This window comes from Psychrobacter piscatorii (assembly GCF_043641605.1).
In the GTDB taxonomy this organism is placed as follows: Bacteria; Pseudomonadota; Gammaproteobacteria; order Pseudomonadales; family Moraxellaceae; genus Psychrobacter; species Psychrobacter piscatorii_C.
Map to the genome: position 1 here is coordinate 25,530 of NZ_JBHZRK010000020.1, position 18,937 is coordinate 44,466.

General features: G+C 41.4%; 15 protein-coding genes. 4 read left to right on the top strand and 11 right to left on the bottom strand.

All coding sequences use genetic code 11. The annotated features are described in order from the left end of the window. Positions 1-493 precede the first annotated feature (493 nt). Together ACHUET_RS14040 and ACHUET_RS14045 are read left to right on the top strand one after the other, a co-directional pair. Positions 494-1,090, top strand: a complete 597-nt coding sequence (locus tag ACHUET_RS14040) for a recombinase family protein (RefSeq protein ID WP_114701980.1) — start codon at positions 494-496, stop codon at positions 1,088-1,090. 164 nt (positions 1,091-1,254) lie between these two features. After that, entirely contained in the window at positions 1,255-2,838 is a 1,584-nt protein-coding gene (locus tag ACHUET_RS14045; protein WP_114701979.1) for a Fic family protein, read from the top strand. A gap of 202 nt (positions 2,839-3,040) precedes the next feature. Here the strand turns inward: ACHUET_RS14045 and ACHUET_RS14615 are convergent, their stop codons facing one another. The 8 genes from ACHUET_RS14615 to ACHUET_RS14085 form a co-directional block, all read right to left on the bottom strand. After that, complete coding sequence (locus tag ACHUET_RS14615; protein WP_265088201.1) at positions 3,041-3,421, bottom strand: recombinase family protein; 381 nt, start codon at positions 3,419-3,421, stop codon at positions 3,041-3,043. Positions 3,422-4,107: 686 nt separating this feature from the next. Further along, positions 4,108-4,440, bottom strand: coding sequence for a DUF3817 domain-containing protein (locus ACHUET_RS14055; protein ID WP_131603940.1), 333 nt, complete (start codon positions 4,438-4,440; stop codon positions 4,108-4,110). A 275-nt stretch (positions 4,441-4,715) separates the two neighbouring features. Continuing rightward, the gene (gene lspA / locus ACHUET_RS14060) at positions 4,716-5,423 is read right to left on the bottom strand and encodes a signal peptidase II (RefSeq protein ID WP_114701927.1); all 708 of its coding nucleotides are present in this window, start codon (positions 5,421-5,423) and stop codon (positions 4,716-4,718) included. 141 nt (positions 5,424-5,564) lie between these two features. Then, positions 5,565-6,845, bottom strand: a complete 1,281-nt coding sequence (ccmI, locus tag ACHUET_RS14065; protein WP_114701928.1) for a c-type cytochrome biogenesis protein CcmI — start codon at positions 6,843-6,845, stop codon at positions 5,565-5,567. After that, on the bottom strand, positions 6,842-7,324 hold the full coding sequence (locus tag ACHUET_RS14070; RefSeq protein ID WP_371532842.1) for a cytochrome c-type biogenesis protein: 483 nt from the start codon (positions 7,322-7,324) through the stop codon (positions 6,842-6,844). Before ACHUET_RS14070 ends, ccmI begins: the two co-directional genes overlap by 4 nt. Positions 7,325-7,407: 83 nt before the next feature. Then, entirely contained in the window at positions 7,408-8,070 is a 663-nt protein-coding gene (locus ACHUET_RS14075; RefSeq protein ID WP_114701929.1) for a DsbE family thiol:disulfide interchange protein, read from the bottom strand. Then, a complete protein-coding gene (locus ACHUET_RS14080; protein ID WP_114701930.1) occupies positions 8,071-10,119 on the bottom strand; it encodes a heme lyase CcmF/NrfE family subunit in 2,049 nt (682 codons plus the stop codon). Between the two features lie 121 nt (positions 10,120-10,240). Next, positions 10,241-12,442 carry a heavy metal translocating P-type ATPase gene (locus ACHUET_RS14085; RefSeq protein WP_102083145.1) on the bottom strand — a complete coding sequence of 734 codons (2,202 nt, stop codon included), beginning with the start codon at positions 12,440-12,442 and terminating at the stop codon, positions 10,241-10,243. Between the two features lie 142 nt (positions 12,443-12,584). Between ACHUET_RS14085 and cadR the strand changes: the two genes are divergently transcribed. Next, a complete protein-coding gene (cadR, locus tag ACHUET_RS14090; RefSeq protein WP_007394845.1) occupies positions 12,585-12,995 on the top strand; it encodes a Cd(II)/Pb(II)-responsive transcriptional regulator in 411 nt (136 codons plus the stop codon). Positions 12,996-13,142: 147 nt separating this feature from the next. On the opposite strand, the gene ACHUET_RS14095 is transcribed toward cadR, so the two are convergent. Both ACHUET_RS14095 and ACHUET_RS14100 read right to left on the bottom strand, forming a co-directional pair. Further along, the gene (locus ACHUET_RS14095) at positions 13,143-13,865 is read right to left on the bottom strand and encodes a CHAP domain-containing protein (RefSeq protein WP_057758750.1); all 723 of its coding nucleotides are present in this window, start codon (positions 13,863-13,865) and stop codon (positions 13,143-13,145) included. A gap of 796 nt (positions 13,866-14,661) precedes the next feature. Next, positions 14,662-15,306 (bottom strand): DUF411 domain-containing protein, encoded by a 645-nt coding sequence (locus ACHUET_RS14100; protein WP_082894290.1) that lies wholly within the window; start codon positions 15,304-15,306, stop codon positions 14,662-14,664. Between the two features lie 239 nt (positions 15,307-15,545). Between ACHUET_RS14100 and lnt the strand changes: the two genes are divergently transcribed. Further along, entirely contained in the window at positions 15,546-17,114 is a 1,569-nt protein-coding gene (gene lnt, locus ACHUET_RS14105; protein ID WP_068039556.1) for an apolipoprotein N-acyltransferase, read from the top strand. Positions 17,115-17,300: 186 nt separating this feature from the next. Here the strand turns inward: lnt and ACHUET_RS14110 are convergent, their stop codons facing one another. Beyond that, positions 17,301-18,227 carry a cation diffusion facilitator family transporter gene (locus tag ACHUET_RS14110; protein ID WP_058025953.1) on the bottom strand — a complete coding sequence of 309 codons (927 nt, stop codon included), beginning with the start codon at positions 18,225-18,227 and terminating at the stop codon, positions 17,301-17,303. Between the last annotated feature and the right edge of the window lie 710 nt (positions 18,228-18,937).

Here is an 18,937-nt window from a genome sequence, read left to right on the forward strand (position 1 = left end):
CGCTATCTAAGAATATCAAATCTTAGTTCACAAAGATTTTTTTAAAGGTTTCAAGCAGTCAGCTGCAACAATACCTCTAGTAACTCAGTTGTCATAGTAGTAGAAGTTGCTAACGCCATTTATATGTAGTGTTAGCAACCTTTTTTATATTCAGTGTTTTTCTTAGGTAAGTTTTTCAATACTAAGGTTTGATTGGGTGCTTATTTGGTGTGTCATTTAGAGCATACCTTAGCGGAACCAGCTATCTCACCCTTCAAACATATTAACAGACTACTCAAAATAGACTGTTAATATGGAACCATCTATAACAGACTTTAGAATTATAGGACTGGTTGCTGTGCTTTTTTCCTATCATTAGCCTATACCCAAAACATAAAACTTCTAAACGATAACCTATCTATCATTTGACTTTTATTTGATATTAAATGATAGTAATATCTTGCTATTATCAATGAACATCAATTATTAAGTCTAACTGATACAAAGAGGTATTATGACCGTTCGTATTTATGTGAGAGCCAGCACTAAGGATCAAGACGCTACTAGAGCATTAATAGATTTGGTTGCCTTCAGTAGCCGCTATGGTGATAGCTATGTTGATTACGTTGAGCACTTCAGTGGTACAAAGCTCGATAGACCAATCTTAGCTAAGTTGCTAAAGGACGCCGAGCAAGGCGATATTTTATTGGTTGAAAGCGTGGATAGATTAAGCAGACTATCTCAAGATGATTTTTCGATTCTAAAGCAGCGTATTAAAGATAAGGGCTTACGATTGGTGGTGGCTGATCTACCAACCACACATACGATGAGTGACGGTATGACAGGTGAGATCCTAAAAGTGATTAACGATATGCTGATCGATTTATTAGCGACCATGGCAAAGCTTGATAATGACAAGCGTAGAGAGCGCATTAAACAAGGATTGGCCAACAGTGGCTATAAACCCACTGGTAAGAAAGCCAATACCGCAAAACACAATCGTATTAAAGCATTGGCTAGTCAAAACAATATGACAAAAGAAGAGATCGCTAAGGCGGTTGGTGTTGGCGTAGCTACCGTTTATCGTGTCTTAAAGCAGGTCAATAGCTGAGGTATTTTAAATATCGACTCAACGTGACCTTTGGTCTTGATTTAAAGGCATCGCAACGTCATAAGAAAATCGTTTTAATGCAATAAGGCTTTATAATAATCATTATATTGCATTCATAATTGTTTTTGCGCAAAATGGCTTATCTATAATCGCTTGAGCCACTCATGATGAATACCCCTATCTCAGATCCTATTGGCGCAGCATGGCTTGTCCGTTATGCCAGCATAGAGCTGGTTTCGCCTTTATATGTCAGCAGTAGTATCGGTGGGCGCAGACAAACCTATAAAGACGGTGACGTCATTCATAACGCTTATCAGGAAACCGCACGTCCACTGGACACTATCATTGCGCACTTACAGTTTCACATGCGTCATGAAGTACTGAATTTAGAGTTACTGGTTCGTCTATTTGAGCAGATAGGGGCAAATGACGTGCAAGCATGGGTAAACGCTGAGCCGACAGGCAGCTATGCCCGTAGAATGGCTTTCTTGTATGAGTGGCTCATGGATAAGCATTTAGAGGTACCGAGTAATATAGGCGGTAACTATGTGGATGCTTTGGATACCAAGAAGTTGGTTACTTCAAGTCCTTCGCAGGTCATCAAGAACGCTCGCTGGCGTATCAATGACAATCTAGCAGGAACCCGTCATTTCTGTCCGATGCTGGTAAAAACAGAGGCCTTTACGCAAGCAGCTGCACTCGATATTGCCACAATGGTTGACAAACTTAACGATGAATTTGGGCAAGACTTACTGATGCGCGCCTCCGTATGGATGACCCTACGAGAGAGTAAAGCCAGCTTTACTATAGAAGGTGAGGGAAAAGAGTTAAAACGCATTGAACGTTTTGCCGATGTGATGGCACGGCGTACCGGCACCGGTGACATTCCGCTTGATCCTGAATCACTAGCAGAGTTGCAACAAGAGATACTCGGTAGCAAAACGGTTATCCAGCAGTATGGTGTCCGTCAATCACCAGTTTTTGTGTCGCATACTCAGGTCAATGGCTTTAAAGAAATTGTGCATTATATTGCTCCACCAGCTGATGACATTGCTGATAAGTTAGAAGGATTACAGGTATTTATGGAAAAGACTGAGGGACAATCAGCACTGATGCGTAGTGCGGTTGCCTCCTTTGCCTTTGTATATATTCATCCGCTGGCGGATGGCAATGGCCGTGTACATCGCTTTTTAATTAATGACGTCCTCAGGCGAGACCAGGTCATTCATGAGCCGATTATCCTACCTATATCACAAGCCATTGCCGAGCATCCCTCAGACCGGCATGCCTATGATAAGATTTTAGACCGTGTCTCTGTGCCGCTCATGAAGCAAATCCGTGATCATTACAGCTTTGATAAACAGGCAGTTACCTACCCTGATGGTATTCGCTCAAACTTAAATTTTGGAAATACTCACCTGATTCAACCTGCATGGCGCTTCATGGATCTAACGCCTCACGTTCAGTACTTATCAGGACTGATTGCTCATGTTATTGAAAAAGAGATGCATAACGAGTCACAGTACCTAAGAAAGCATGACCATGCACGACTGGCGATAAAAGAGATTGTTGAGATGCCCAACAGCTATGCCGATAGAATCATTCGCAGCATGCTACAAAATAAGGGTGCTAAAAGTAATAAGCTACTGAAGGATTATCCGTTTTTGGCAAATGATGAGGTTTGGGACGATATTTTCTCTATCGTTGTAGAGACCTTTAAAGATGAAGCAGATGGTTTGAATAGTTAGACGAACCCTGCTATACGCAGGAAAGTCTGCCTTGATAATCAAGCTCAAGCTAGTCTCAATATTATCGTTCCAATGATGATTCGTTTGTAAAACGATTCGGCGAAAATACCGTAGCCTGAAAAGTAATCAATATTTTTCTTGACCCTATTCAAGCTAATAAACTACTAAAAATAGAATATGTTAAAGGAACTTTGATAACAGATTACTTTTGTTTGACAAGAATTATTACAGCTCCTAAAATTTGAGTATTTGAGTATTTGAGTATTTGAGTATTTGAGTATTTGAGTATTTGTTTAGCTATAACAGCTATCAGCTGACGCGAACACTTAGCTGTAGCTTGTATTTCAGAATAGCTATGCCCAGATTTTAGGAGGCTAGCAATAATCTTACGCTTTTCGGTATCTTTCCTACGCCCTAAATATTTACCTTCTGTCTTAGCATGAGCAATACCTTGCACCTGACGGTTATGTCGATCTTTATAGTCCTTTCTAGCAATAGCAGCGAGCATATCAAGCATCATCGAATTAATGGACTGTAATACGCTGCTCATAAATTCAGTGCTGCTCTCAGATTGAGGCGTCATATATGAGGTCGGTAGCTCTTTTGATACTACCCCAGATTCTTTTCTAATAGCATTCTTTTGAGAGTATCCCAATCAGCTTGGTTTAAACGTGCTAAGCGGTCAATCTGCTCTACCAAAATTATATCGCCTTCATAGGCATCATCGATCACTTACATTAACTGTGGACGTATTAAAGTTGCGCCTGATTCGTTTTCGACATAGAAGGCGGCAATTTTGTGATCATGATCAGTAGCAAACTGTATAAGCTCGTTTTTGGTACGCTTGGCATCTTATTCTTTGGTAGACGCTCGTAGACACGCTCTGATAAACATAAACACGTACAATAGTCTGTTATAAGTAGTTCCATTACAGCAGTCTATTTTAAGTCGTCTATTAATCGGTTTTTGATGCCTTTTAGATGGTTCCCTTGGGGTATACCCTACGATAACAGGAAAGCCATCGCGAATGACAAAACCTGTTTAGCTTTTAAACAAGACGGGTTTGTCGATAGTATGTAAGATAAGTTCGAAAAGTAACTGGAGTGTGAGGCTATTCATACTTGGTCTGAATTAAAGTTTTATTGTGATTAATTTCTGCTCAATGTTATTCATTTGTCGCCATGATGAGTGATGGCGGCTTGTGATTTAGTTAGGAAAAATAATCTTGAGTAATAAGATACGTTTGTGGCATTTGTAGCAGAGCTTGTTCTAGGCTTCTTTACTTACATTTTCCTGCAAGTTCTTTTTTAGTAAATGATCGAATATAAATGGGCCAAAAGGTAAGAGTGAGCCGAGTACGCCCGCAGGTATTGCCCAAAGAGGCATTTTCATTTTGATAGCTGAGCCTATAAGTATTATGATATAGGTAATAAACAACATACCGTGTGCCATACCGATGTATTTCACACCTTCTGGAATGTCCATCATATATTTTAGTGGCATGGCGATGAAGAGCAATAATAAGAAAGAGGTGCCTTCTAGATAGCCTATAAGGGTAAGACTTTTTAACGCTGTCTCTTGTTTTTTTCTAAGGCTGTGAATTTTTTCAATAGTTGGCTGAGCCTGTGACACTGTATTTTCCTTTTGTTATGATCAATAAAGAATTTATGGATTATTCAATGTCTCTATAATAATGGCTCTACGCAGAGCTTTTAAGTATTGAGTTTTAAGACCTAAAATGAGTGAGTACCTATACCAGTCATACATTATCTTCCAGTTCACATTTTATAAACATACTCAAGTATAAAAAGTATGTTTCCGTATAGAGTGACTACGACGCTAGTTCATTTTGTTTGTGATAATCGGCATCAATGTGCTTATTTATTACGCTTACTTTCTAAAAATATCATGTCAATTATAATCAATGCGACACCGACACAGACACCTATATCTGCAACATTGAAAATAGGATAATTCCATACATCAGCATAATGCACATGGATAAAGTCAACCACTTTACCAATTCTTAAACGATCGATTAAGTTGCCAATCGCACCACCAAGCATTAAGGCCAACCCCATAGATAATAGCTTGGCTGCACGTGGCGCTTTGATTAAATAAACCGTTAAAAAGATAGCCATTACAAAAGCTAAGCCTGAGAAAAACCATTTCTGCCAACCGCCAGCGTCGGCTAAAAAGCTAAATGCTGCCCCATAGTTATAAGCGAGTGTCCAGTTGAGAAATGGTTCAATGACCGGTACGGGGTCATTGAACGCTAATGTGGTTTGGGCCAACCACTTAGTCCATTGATCAAGTATTAATACCATTATCGCCAACAAATACCAGATAAAAGCGCGACTGCCATTGGCAACCATTTTTGGCATTTTGTCCAACTTACCTTTAGGTGTTATTGAGTTGCCTGAAGTCACGTACATAGCTTTAGGCGTATGATTCATGGTTTTAGAGTCAATCGATTGATGAGTACTACTCACAGCTATAGGTACTTTATTGTCAGCAATATTAGTACTAGCCGATTCAACGCTATTCAATTTAGTACTATCTAATCTGTCGGTAGATTCAGTCATAGTTGTTTTCTTTATCTATGTTTATACAATGAACAATGTTAAACGTATATGTTTTTGGTATACAATTATTAATCGCGCCACTTTCATAAACGGCTCCACTTACCGCTCTGGTTTTATGAAACTTACGGTAATAATTTTTTATTAGGGAATCTGTTGATTGATTTCAACATTAACCTGAGTCTGTTCAACGCTAATCATTATAGGATTACCCGATAAGTCGCCTGATTCTGCTATGGCATTACCGCTATGACTAATACGAGCAACGACTGCTAACTGAGTTTTGTCACTACGAGCTGAATTTAACGTGCGATCTGGCATCATCGCATCAAGATTACTTAAGCGGATACTAGCCTCACCTTGCTTGATAATACTAATGGGTAAACGTTTGGCGGCAAACGGTGGACCTCCTTTAACGTCACGTATCGCAACAAACAACACATCATCAGCTTTCACTAACGGTAATAAATTAGCGTTAATTTTCACTGTCACGTCAATACCTTCTAGCGCTTGCTTTTCTTGCGTGCTAACGTAGTTGCTTAACTCATCTAAGCTTGCTAAAGCTTTAGTATGATCACCTGGTTTGGCCACAATGCTGCCTTGTAAGCGTTTAATCCAACCTTGCGCTTGGGCAAAGTTACTACTACGAGTCTCACCCATTGCCATGAGCATTTGAGCCCGTTCATGCTGCGGATTCTTAGCTAATATAGCTTGTAATAGACGGCGAATATTGGCGTCTAACTGACCTTCATTAACAAAAAAACTAGTCTGAGCATAAGTAGTAGCAATCTCCTCGTTATCAGGTGCTAAACGATAGGCACGCGATAAGGCTTCTAACGCAGAGTCAGTCGCCTCCATCGATAAGAAAAGTTCAGATAGGCGCATCCAGCGATTAGGATCATCAGCGTTACGATGGACGTTGGTCTGCATAGCGCTAATCAACTGACGACCGTTTTCAGTCGCCCACTTTGGTGGCTTATCAATCTTAGCCGTCAATAGGTCATCAGCCACTTGTCCTACTTTGTCCTCGCTTGTCCACAAATCAAACACGGGCGTACGATTGCCTATTAGTAAGTACGCCATTGCAGCCAATATTGGGATCCAAGCTGCGACAATTAAACGGCTTTTGACATCAGGGGTGACCATAGGTGTTATCTGACGCTGCGCATCTAATAGCTGACGCTCCAGTTCCAGCTTTTGATTTTGATAATGGCTATTATTAATAGTACCGCTGTCTTTATCTGTTTGTAGCTCAGCTAAACGTTCGCGAAATACTGCAACATTAATATCTAGCAGTTGATTGTCTATTGGTTTGGACTGCAAACGCGGTGCTCGTAGCCATGGCATAATAGCAATTAGCGCAAATATAAGAGCAATCAGCAAGCTTAGAGCTACAAATAAGCCAAAAGTAGAAAATAGAGTCATTTTTTGTCCTCTATGCTAGTAATATCGTGGTCGACATTCTCAGCTTGCGATAATAGACGATCAAGCTCAGCCTTTTCCGCAGAGGTCAAGGCAGCAGTACTGTTCACTGTAACGCCGTTTTGGCCACGGGCGACAACTTGGCGGCGTTTACTTTGCCAAAACCAACCAACAATTAAGACGAGCAATAATAGTGGTGGAAAAAACCATAGGATCCATGTCGATGGTCGCATAGGCGGCTTGTAGCTAATAAAGTCACCGTAGCGCTCTTGCATATAGGCGCGTATTTCAGCATCACTACGTCTATCTTTAATTAAATCATAGACTTTTTGCTTTAGATCCTGTGCAATCGGTGCATCAGAGGCTGCAAGGTTTTGATTTTGGCATTTTGGGCAGCGAAACTCTTCTATTAATCCACGATACTGAGCTTCTTGCTGTGGTGAATCAAAATCGTATACGTCAATAGCTGCGTTTGCCGTCATGTTAAGCAGACACGCTAGTATTAAGCTTGCTAGTTTTAAAATTATATTGAGTTTTATTTGAGGAGCTCTTATTCGAGTAACGTTCATTTGCACATCTCCTCAACCTGAATGAGATCAGGACTATCGTTGTTCTTATTAGCCTCATTAAGTACGGTCAGGCACGGCTTAACACGCTGTTGCCAATTGGCTTCATTAATCTCACCAACAATATGCTGACGAATGATGCCATCTCCATCCACAACAAAGGTTTCGGGCGCACCAGTTATGCCTAAGTCTAGAGCAAACTGACCCAATGAATCCTGAATAGACATAGAAAATGGATCACCGCCTTGGTTTAAGTAACTGAGCGCATTACCAATCTCATCCTTATAATTCACACCAACGATATCAATGCCGCGCTCTTCTAGTTGCATTAAAAACGGATGCTCAATAATGCAAGTTGGGCACCACGAGCCCCAAACATTAAGTAAAAACGGCTTATCTGGCAAATTATTATTGGTGATAGTACGGGTAGTATCTGCTAATAACGGCAGCTCAAAGGCAGGAACCGGACGCTCAAGAGCGGTATTGGTCACAATGTCTGTTGGTTTACCTAAGCGCATGTACAATATAACTACCAAACCAAAAAAGAGGATAAGCGGAATTAAGAACCATAGCTTCATCTGCTTTTTTTTCATTGCCTTTGGGTTACGCTGCTTACTGTTTTGGCTATCTTTTTGCTCAGGAGTGTTATTCGACATAGTCATTTATTTCTCCTTTAGTGTCGACATCGTCGATGCTGAGATTGCCTGCTCAATAGCTACCTCATTGACTCCATCAGTAGCCAAACTACCAGTAACTAGCAACGGAGCTTTAACTTTTTTGATGCGGTATCGTTTATCAAGCATACTAATTAATCCACCTAGAGCCATGATAATTGCCCCTAACCAAATCCAGCGAATTAATGGTTTTACATAAATCCTTAATGCCCATTGGTTACTACCATCGGCAATAGGTTCGCCCAGTGCGACATAAACATCGCGCATAAGACTGGGGTCAATAGCGGCTTCAGTCGTTGGCATCGTGCTGATAATATAAGTACGCTTTTCTGGAGTCAGTTTCGCCACTTCACGACCGTCTTTGGATACCACGACTTGCGCTTGCGTTGCATCAAAGTTACTACCCTTTATTTCAAAAAATTCAGTTACTTCAAAATCGTAACCTTGAACATTGACTGTATCGCCAATACCCATTGCTACGTCACGCTCAATACTCAGGCTACTAGTAAAGGCTATGCCAATGACAGCAACCAATACGCCAATATGAGCAGTCTGTTGACCCCAATAGCTCAGACGCAACTGCCGCAAACCGTTAAAAAGATTAGGCGCATTCTTAGTTTTATCTTTAAAATCAACTGCCATCCATAGCAGTGCCCAAAAGCTAACGGCTAAAGTCACACCAATATTAAGCATAGACGATGGATTAACAAAGTAAGTAATAATGGCAGCTAATACTAAGCTACTAACGGCGATGACCATGCCTATACCCAGTAGTGGACGGGTGTCTTTTTTCCAGCGAATATTTGAGCCCATACCCATAGCTATTAATAACAGCCACGTTAAAGGTACAAATAATGCATTAAAATAAGGAGGGCCAACGGACACTTGTCCTAAACCAAAGGCATCAGCGATAATAGGGTAAAGGGTGCCGAGCAGCACCACTAAGGTTGCAATCAAAATGATGGCGTTGTTGATCACTAAAAAGGACTCACGTGAAATCAGCTGATATTGACTTTCAACGGTTAAACGCCAACCTCGAACGGCAAACATTAATAGACCACTACCGATGATAATGCCAAGAATAGCTAAGATAACCAAACCACGCGTCGGATCAGCGGCAAACGAATGCACTGAGGTAAGGACTCCAGAGCGTACCAGGAACGTGCCAAGCAAGCTTAAGGCAAAGGCGAAAATAGCCAGCATAATGGTCCATGCTTTAAACACCCCGCGCTTTTCAGTGACTGCTAATGAATGCAGCAATGCTAAGCCGACAAGCCAAGGCATAAACGAGGCATTCTCTACCGGATCCCAAAACCACCAACCGCCCCAGCCAAGCTCGTAGTAGGCCCACCACGAGCCCAGTGCAATACCAATGGTCAAAAACCCCCAAGCCGCGAGCGCCCATGGACGTGACCAGCGTGTCCAAGCAGCATCTAAACGCCCTTCCCACAATGCCGCCATACAAAATGCAAAAGGTACTACCATACCCACATAGCCCATATATAACATGGGCGGATGAATAATCAGACCGAAATCTTGTAGGACAGGATTTAAATCAGCGCCATCGACCGCTAGATTGGGTAAGGTACGCTCAAACGGTGACGAGGTAAATATCAGCATCGTTAGCATCATTAACTGTACACCGGCCAAAATAACTAATACCCGCGCACGCATTGATAACGGCAAGCCGCGACTAAAGTATGATACCAGTGCACACCATGTGGCCATGATGGTCATCCATAGCAGCAAAGAGCCCTCGTGTCCGCCCCATGTCGCCGATAACTTATAGTACCAAGGCAACAGCGTATTGGAATGCTGCGCGACGTAACTGAGGCTAAAATCATTATAATAAAAACCTGCTATCAAAGCGCCAAATGACGTTATCATGGCGGCAAACTGTGCCCAAGCTAAGCTAGGGGCTAGTCGTTGCCAAGCAACTTGGTTATGAATAACACCAATAGTTGGCAGAATTACCTGCAATAACGCCAATACAAAAGCGGTAAGCAAGGCAAAATAGCCCAATTCTGTAATCAACATACGGTCTAACCTTATTTACTCTAATGCGGTTGCAGTTTACTGTGGCGGTGGAATTTTTATTATTAGAACCCACCCCCGAAATCTGCTGCTATCTCTAGTTTTTAATTGATTTCGAAGGGTTTTATTTAACTACTTTAGGCGGATTTACCAGTGGAGGCGCTCCCTTAAAGCGCAGTAAACGTAACGCATTAAGAGTAACGAGCACTGTTGCTCCAGCATCAGCTAGAACCGCAATCCATAGTCCAGTAATGCCGAATACGGTCGTGATCAGAAAGACGCCTTTGAGACCCAAAGCGAAAATGACGTTCTGATGAATGTTGCGCATGGTGGCACGTGAAAGTGCGATGAGATGAGCCATATCCGTAACACGACTTTTTAATAATGCGATATCGGCCGTCTCAATGGCCACATCGGTACCACCACCCATCGCGATGCCAACATCGGCAGTTGCTAGCGCTGGCGCATCGTTAATACCATCACCAACCATCGCTATTTTGCGGTTGTTCTTCATCTCGTTAAGCAGGCGCAGTTTGTCCTCAGGCAACAGCTCAGCTTCCCATTCCACGTCTAAATTACTGGCAAGTGCTTGAGCGGTTAAGCGGTTGTCGCCTGTTAGCATGACGGAGCGCACACCCATCGCTTTGAGCTGAGCCACACCTTCATGAGCGTCGTCTCGTAATTCGTCTCTTAGCGCGATTAATCCAAGCACTTCACGGTTTTGCTCATCGAAAAGAACAGAGACGGTCTTACCCTCATTTTGCAGCGCCTCAATTTGCGCCTGTTGTGTGGATGAAATCAATGCCTCATCGGCTGCGTAAACAGGCGAACCGATAGCTAGCGCGCGCTCCGCGACAGTTGCGTGTACCGCTTTACCCGCAGTAGCAGAAGCTTTGGAAGCCACAGGTATAACAACTTTAGCGGCTTCAGCATGGCTGACAATGGCTTCAGCAAGTGGGTGACTAGAACCAGTCTCCACACTGGCAAAAAGTGCCAATATCTCATCTTGACCTTGAGAATTCTGACCTTGAATACTTGAGTCCTCTTGTGTAAAGGCAACAACATCGGTCACGCGTGGTTTGCCTTCAGTTAAAGTGCCTGTCTTGTCAAAAGCGACCGTCTTCACTTGGCCGATAGTTTCTAAAGCACTACCGCCTTTGATCAGCAAGCCACGGCGCGCACCAACAGCAAGACCAGAGGCGATGGCAGCGGGTGTTGATAGTACAAGAGCACAGGGACAGGCAATCAGCAACAGTGCTAGACCGCGATACAACCAAGTCGACCAATCTCCACCCATGGCTAACGGTGGAATGATAATAATTAGTGCGGCAATAGCCATCACTGCCGGTGTGTAATAGCGACTGAATTTCTCAATAAAACGGGCAGTGGGTGCTTTGGAGGCTTGGGCTTGCTCTACCAGCTCAATAATGCGCGAAATGGTGTTATCGGCGGCTGTCTTTTCTACGCGCACTTGGAGCACACCATCGATGTTAATTGACCCTGCAAATACATTGTCACCCATCGTCTTGGCAACAGGAACAGACTCTCCCGTCACGGGCGAATCATCAAGGCTGGACGCACCTTGAACAATGGAACCATCAGCAGATACCCTATCTCCAGGACGCACCAGCACAAGGTCATTCACTTGTAATGAAGTCGCTGGAACGTTACGCTGCCCACCTTGAGCATCAAGTAAAATTGCACTTTTCGGAACCAGCGATGATAAGGCTCTGATGCCAGCGCGAGCGCGATCAGCAGCGATACTCTCAAACAGTTCACCGATTGAGAACAAAAAGACAACTGCTGCGGCCTCTTCAGCTTCACCAATGATAAGTGCGCCAAGCACGGCGACGGACATCAGCGTTTCAATTGAAAAGAATGAACCTGTTTTAGCCAGTGCTAAGGCTTTGCGCGCAAATGGAAAAACGCCTACAATCACAGCGATGGCAAACACCCATATCCCATAAGCGGGCAACAGTAGTGACAGTGCATAAGCGCTGCCCATCAAAATACCGAGGCCAACAACCTGTTTGCCTTTTTGAGTTTGCCACCATTGCTTATCCTGCGGAGCCATCTGATTGTCGCTGTCAATATCAATAGCCGATACAGTTTGTTGACCAGTATTGGCAGAGATGCCGAACCCTAGGCTTTTGATTGTTTTTTCGATATCACTAGCCTGAGTCGGCGCACCAGGGGCTAAATTTAGCTCTAGCGTTTCTGTAGCGAAATTCAGCTGAACATCAGAAACCCCAGGCATACGTTTCAAAGCTGTTTCAATCTTGCCGATGCAACTGGCACAGTCCATACCTTCAATATGATATTTCATAATAATTTACCCTTTGAATAATGATATTATGAACCCTATAGTGGCTTTAGAGTCAAGGTTATTTATCTACAGTTTCGTAATTTTAATTTCTCTAGCGCTAGTCTTTACAGCCACTTTAATTATTTAAATCATAGAGGTTGTTATGACAATCAAAATTGGTGAGCTCGCTAAACGCACAGGTGCCACAGTAGAAACCATTCGCTATTATGAAAAAGAGCGTTTATTACCCGAGCCTTTTCGTAGCGAAGGGAATTATCGTTTATATAATGAAGAGCACATTGAGCGTCTACAATTTATCCTACATTGCCGTACGCTCGATATGGCTTTAGATGATGTGCGAATCTTACTTGAATACTGGGAGTCGCCTGACAAGGACTGCGGCGATGTGAATAACTTGCTAGATGAGCACATTCATGCTGTGGAAATACGAATGGAAGAACTGATGCACTTAAAGCATCACTTGACCGTTTTGCGCCAGAAATGTGCAAGTAGTGCACCAGCGTCATCATGTGGCATTTTAAACGCGCTTGTCGATAACTCCTGTCATGAGTAATGATATCAGTAGTGTTCATTTCTGACGGATCAAATCATGAAAGGTTAAATACGCCCTGATGTTAAGCACAAAAAAACCCAGCAATGATATTAAGATCACTACTGGGTTGGAGGAAATAACAACTATGTTGTGCTGACTTAGAAAGTCTTATTTATCATTCATAGCAAGGTAGATATTACGATCTGATGCGGATGCGTCATCCACGTATTTTGAATCGCGCCATGTCGTATAAGCATAGACACCACTGTATGGGCTGATGCTGTTCTGACGGAAATCAGAAATCCAATTTTCGCCATCAAATATTTGGATATGGCCATGCGGGCGCTTTGATGAGCGATCATAGACAATAACATCACCTACTTGGGTTGGCATATCATTACTGATTTTGCTAAAACCTGCTTTATCAAGCGTGCCACGAGTGGCGTACTGATAGGCTGAAGGATTGGGTGTAAATTCATAACCAGCTGATTGTAGTGCTTTACGTACGTAACGGGCACAATATCCAGAGCTGCCAGATAAAGCCACTTTTGAGGCGCGAGCAGCAGCGATAGCGGGGGCTGAATTGCTGTCAGGAACCTTATTGACTTGCTGCTGTTGTTTTTCAGCGTATAAGCGGCTGTTTAATGATGAAAGCTGATTCTCTTTTTGCTTGGCCTGCGCACTTAGGTTGCTAATTGCTTGACTAATTTCATCATTATTAGAAACATAAGCACCACTTTTGGTGCTATAGATGTTTTTTGATGAACCGTAGTTTGATGCCACAGAAGTATTGGTGATGGTATTATTTGTTTGAGAGATTGTGATAGCAGCACCACTCGTTTGTGCTATGCCCATACCCAGTACTGACAAAATCAATAAAGCCTGTTTCATAAATCTAATACCTACGGTTAATTCAAAATCGTCTGTTATCAACAACAGCGCAGTCAATTAAATCTCAACAACACAAGTATATATACGTCATAGTGACTGATACTTCTGCTGCATATTATTCATATAAAAAATAATTATTGGCGATCACAGCTCATTGAAGTCTTACGAAGCTGTTACAAATCAAGCTGCTGACCAAAACACAAAGCCGACTTTAGCATAGGCTGTTTAGCCTGTCATCACCCTTAAAAACCCCAAAAATACTTTTTTGATGTTGAAAAAATTGCTAATATCCCACATTTTACAATGTAAGTTTGTGTAACATGTACAGAATATAGCTGACTAGATTGACCACAATTTCTACTGTTTTATAAGCAAAAAAACGTCTGAGGGTTAAATCTATAATTTAGATTTAACCCTCAGACGTTTTTCTATTGGATGAAGTAATTACCCTATATAGGGTCTAACTAATTATTAAGATAATATAATAATTTATAATATTAATATAGATGCTAATTCCCTACTAGCTTATGTAATATTACGTAATTGTTTCGATACATCCTGTATATTCTTGTATTAACCCTTAGTCATTTATCTATTTTAAGGGTTAATAACCGATAAATTCGCTTACATTGTCATCAAAAGTTACAAATTCAAAGTTATTTTTAATTTTAAAGTCGCAATAGCTAATGAATTTTTTGATGAAGAATCATTTTATAAGCAATAGAACAGTCTTATACCTACCTCATTTACTTTTAACGCTAACACTATAATCAAAGTATTCTTAACTGCTAACACACTATAATTGCTGCTCTACCGATTCAATATCAGCATAAACTTGGGTTGTCCCGTCTTTATTGAGCTGCATAACCTGATAGGGCATGAATTTATTTTGATACTCCATACCTGGGCTACCAATAGGCATGCCAGGTACGGCAAGACCCATAGCTTGTACTGGCGGATTTTCTAAAAACTGCGCCATATATTTAGCGGGTACATGACCTTCAAAGACGTAACCATCCGTAGTGACTACAGTATGGCAAGAACGCATTTCATTTGGAACGCTGTAGCGCTCTTTAAATACGGCTAAGTCCGCAACATCTTGCGCGGTTGCACTTAGACCATTATCTTCTGCATGACTTATCCATTCTTTACAGCAGCCGCAATTGGCATCTTTATAGACAGTGGCTGATACGTTTTTTAGTAAGTCTGGTTTACTTACTGATGTCATCATAGAATTATTTATAACGTTTGGTTCAGCTGTCTTTGGAACAGCCAAAACATCTTCAGTTGATGCCGATGTTGTGCTTGCATCAGATACGCCACTACTCGGTTGGCTACAAGCAAATAGTGATGAGGCGGCAAGTAATACTAACGTACTACGCAACCCCTTAGACAGATAACGATTGAATATAAGACTGGATTTTATTTTTAAGGGGGTCATAGTGCTCTCTCATGTACTGTAGATATTGTGAGCTATAGAAGGTCAAGTAACACTTCATATCGTTTGGTAATGTAGCATAATAACCCATCAAACGGAGTACGTAAATTTATCCATTGAGCAGTGCGGACTGGTATCATAAGCAGTTTTCATTTTGAAATGCTGCCTGTAGTATTAACAGGTCTATCCGAGTTTTGGATTTTGACTAAAAATTCAAAACTCATAATTTTGGATAATTTGCGATGCGCCTGTCTACTATTAATCTACAAAAGCGTTTGAGTACTCACTCAAATCAATTACCGCTATGGTTTACGCTAGTAGCAGCATGGCTTGCAGGGGCTATTTTTTTATTTGCGCTAGCGCCTCATGGGTTCTGGCCGCTAGCAATAGTGTCACCAGCGATTTTATATGCGCTGTTGGTACCAAATATGAGTGGTCGTCGCGCTTTTATTATCGGTGAAGCTTACGGTATGGGGCTATGGTGCGTCGGCGGCTTTTGGCTCTATACTGCCATCCATGATTATAGCGATACTCCAACGTGGCTCGCATTGATTATGATTGGATTGATGGGTCTCGGTATGGGACTGTTTCATGGATTTTTAGCACTAGTCTTTAACCGTATGGTAGGCAAACAACCCTTTTCATTTGCTGCTCTTTGGGTGCTACAAGAATGGTTAAAAACTTGGTTATTCACAGGCTTTCCGTGGCTATTTGTTGGTTATGCATTTACTGAAGAGTATTGGTTATCGTCCTTAGCACCCGTTGCTGGTGTTTTTGCCGTCTCTTTTGTTGCCATACTATTGGCTGCAAGTTTAGTAGAGCTACTGCTTCGACGCAGTAGTTATGCCGTCGTTTCTGTACTGTTATTAGCCATTAGCACATCATTATGGCTGGTCAATCCGCAATGGACAAAACCTAAGGGCACACCTGATCTGTCAGTGTCATTGATTCAAGGTAATATTTCACAAGATATAAAGTGGCTGACGCAATATCAAGTAGAAACGCTAAAGATTTATGCGAAGTTAACGCGCACTGAGTGGGGACGTGATGTGGTGGTGTGGCCTGAATCATCTATTCCGATGTTTCAGGATGAGGCTGCGGGCTTTATTAGTGAAATGATAGAAATGGCCAATGCGACCAATACGACATGGATAACTGGTATCCCTTATAAGGATAAAGCGGCATTCAATGCCAGTACGGATAAGTATCCCCCATTTTACAATAGCGTGATTGCTCGAGGTGTAGAAGCGGAAGGCCTATACAAGAAGCAGCGTCTAGTGCCTTTTGGAGAGTATATTCCATTTGAAGGCGTGCTCGATATTTTCCCAAGTTTGGCCGGTAGTCAGGATATTAAGAGCTATAGTCGTGGTAGTGATCAGCAGTCACCGCTAAAGGTGCGTGAACACAATATAGGGACGGCTATCTGTTATGAGGTAGCTTATCCAGATACCACGCGTAAAAATGCCATCGATACTGACTTTTTGTTGACCGTCTCTAACGATGCCTGGTTTGGCACTTCAGCAGGACCATTGCAACATTTGCAAATGGTACAAATGCGCGCGCTTGAGAACGGGCGCTGGTTTATTCGAGCGACCAATACTGGTGTTACCGCTATCATTAACCATAAAGGTCGTATTGTAAAACGCGCACCGCAGTTTGAGCGTACTGTACTACGTGGTGAGATACAGGCACGGGTTGGTAACACGCCCTTTATGCTTATGGGAAATTATCCTATCTTGATAATAATAACCCTGTTATTACTAATAAGCTATTTTGGCAAAGGTCTAACCACACTTAGAAGACGAGGGTAATAGTAAACTTAATCATAATAATTTAATCAGCGTAAGTTTTTTATTTTTTCTAGGTAACGTCCTAACGCACGTAAATATAAAAGTTTTAAACTATTGATCACATAAGAACTGATTGAAAAAATTATGTTGACATAAGGCACGCGCCTCATACTTAAAAAGAGATAGCTATATACGGTCTATCATCTTTTAGTTGATACTTTCATTTAATGCACGCGATTTTTGATTGTCATCTGCCTTAGTACCAAATTCAATAGTTGCATGTTGTATATTCTGATGCGCCAAATCTTCCTTGATGTTTTCTTTCATAGTAATAGTCTCTTCAAACGTTATATCGGTCTTCGGTACAATATGAACTGTAAGAGCATTCTCAGTGGTACTCAAAGCCCAGATATGTAAATGATGAAAGTTTTGAATAAAATTATAGCTCTCTAAGATAGCAGTGATTTTACTGAGATCAACATTTTGAGGTACTCCGTCGATAGCAAGCTTGATACTCTCTTTTAGTAGACCCCAAGTCGATAACAGTATAACGACTGAAATAATCAAGCTAACTAGAGGATCAACGATATTCCAACTTGTATAGTAAATAATAATGCCCGAGATAACGACACCTACAGAGACCAATGCATCTACCATTAGATGCAAGAAAGCACCTTTGATATTAATATCGTCTTTTTGACCTTTGTAGAATGCAAAAGCAGAAACAGTATTTATAAATACACCTATTAGAGCTGTAATAATAATAACTTTTCCTGCAACTTCCGGTATCGTATCAAATCGACCCAAGGCCTCATACGCAATACCTATAACGATTGTAACTAACAATATGGCGTTAATAAGAGACGCCATTATAGAAGCTTTTTTGTAGCCATAGGTATAAAGCGTAGTAGATGCTTTCTGTGCTAATTTCATTCCAATTAACGAGATTATTAAACTGGCAACATCACTTAAGTTGTGGCTAGCGTCTGCGATTAAAGCTAATGAATTAGTTGAATAGCCCACTATAAACTCGATGAGCGTAAATGCAGAATTTAGACCAATCCCAATATAAAAAGCTTTATTCATATTTTTAGGGTCTGGAGCTTGATGACTGTGGTTATCTGAATTACTCATAATTTACCCTTGTTTAGGTTGCTGCATTTTATTAAAGGTAGAAAATAAGTTTATTGCATATTTTCTATATTGCACAGTCAATATTGCTCTAATACCGTAGACCCACTTATTTTTATCAATAAACTGAGCCACAACTTGATTGTGTGTCCTATCTCTCCTTGGGCGAAAAAAGCGGATTTTACTGTAATCTAACTGGCTTACGTAAGCTTCTTGTTCTCATGTTCAAGCTCTTTAGTATGTGTAGCTTAGTCTTGAATGTTGGTTAGTATAGTTTCATTAGTGTGCTTTTTATGACATGACCACATAAAGGTGTAATCGTTTAATGCTTCAATCAGCATACGAACGGCGCGTTCTTTAATCTCAGGAGTGTAGGTTTGTCTTTTCATTATCGTATTCTCTCAGAAAGATGATTTACCGCTTCTTAACAGCGCGTGTAAAACCTTGCATCTGACGACTAAGCCGGTCTTCATAGTAAACTATCCCAGTATTGTCAGAAACTTAACGTCTTGTGAGGATGTACTAAGTGCTAACTTCAAAATGGTTGAAATACCTACGCTAAATGACGACAAAAAAAGCCTAAGCAATCTAATGAAAAAGTAGATAATAAAAACCCAATCTACATGACAAACAAAAAAGGTGGTGTGTCAGAAAGTATGCTGAAGAAATAAAGGAGGGTGACAGCCAAAGCAAGATGATATATTTGAGGTTAT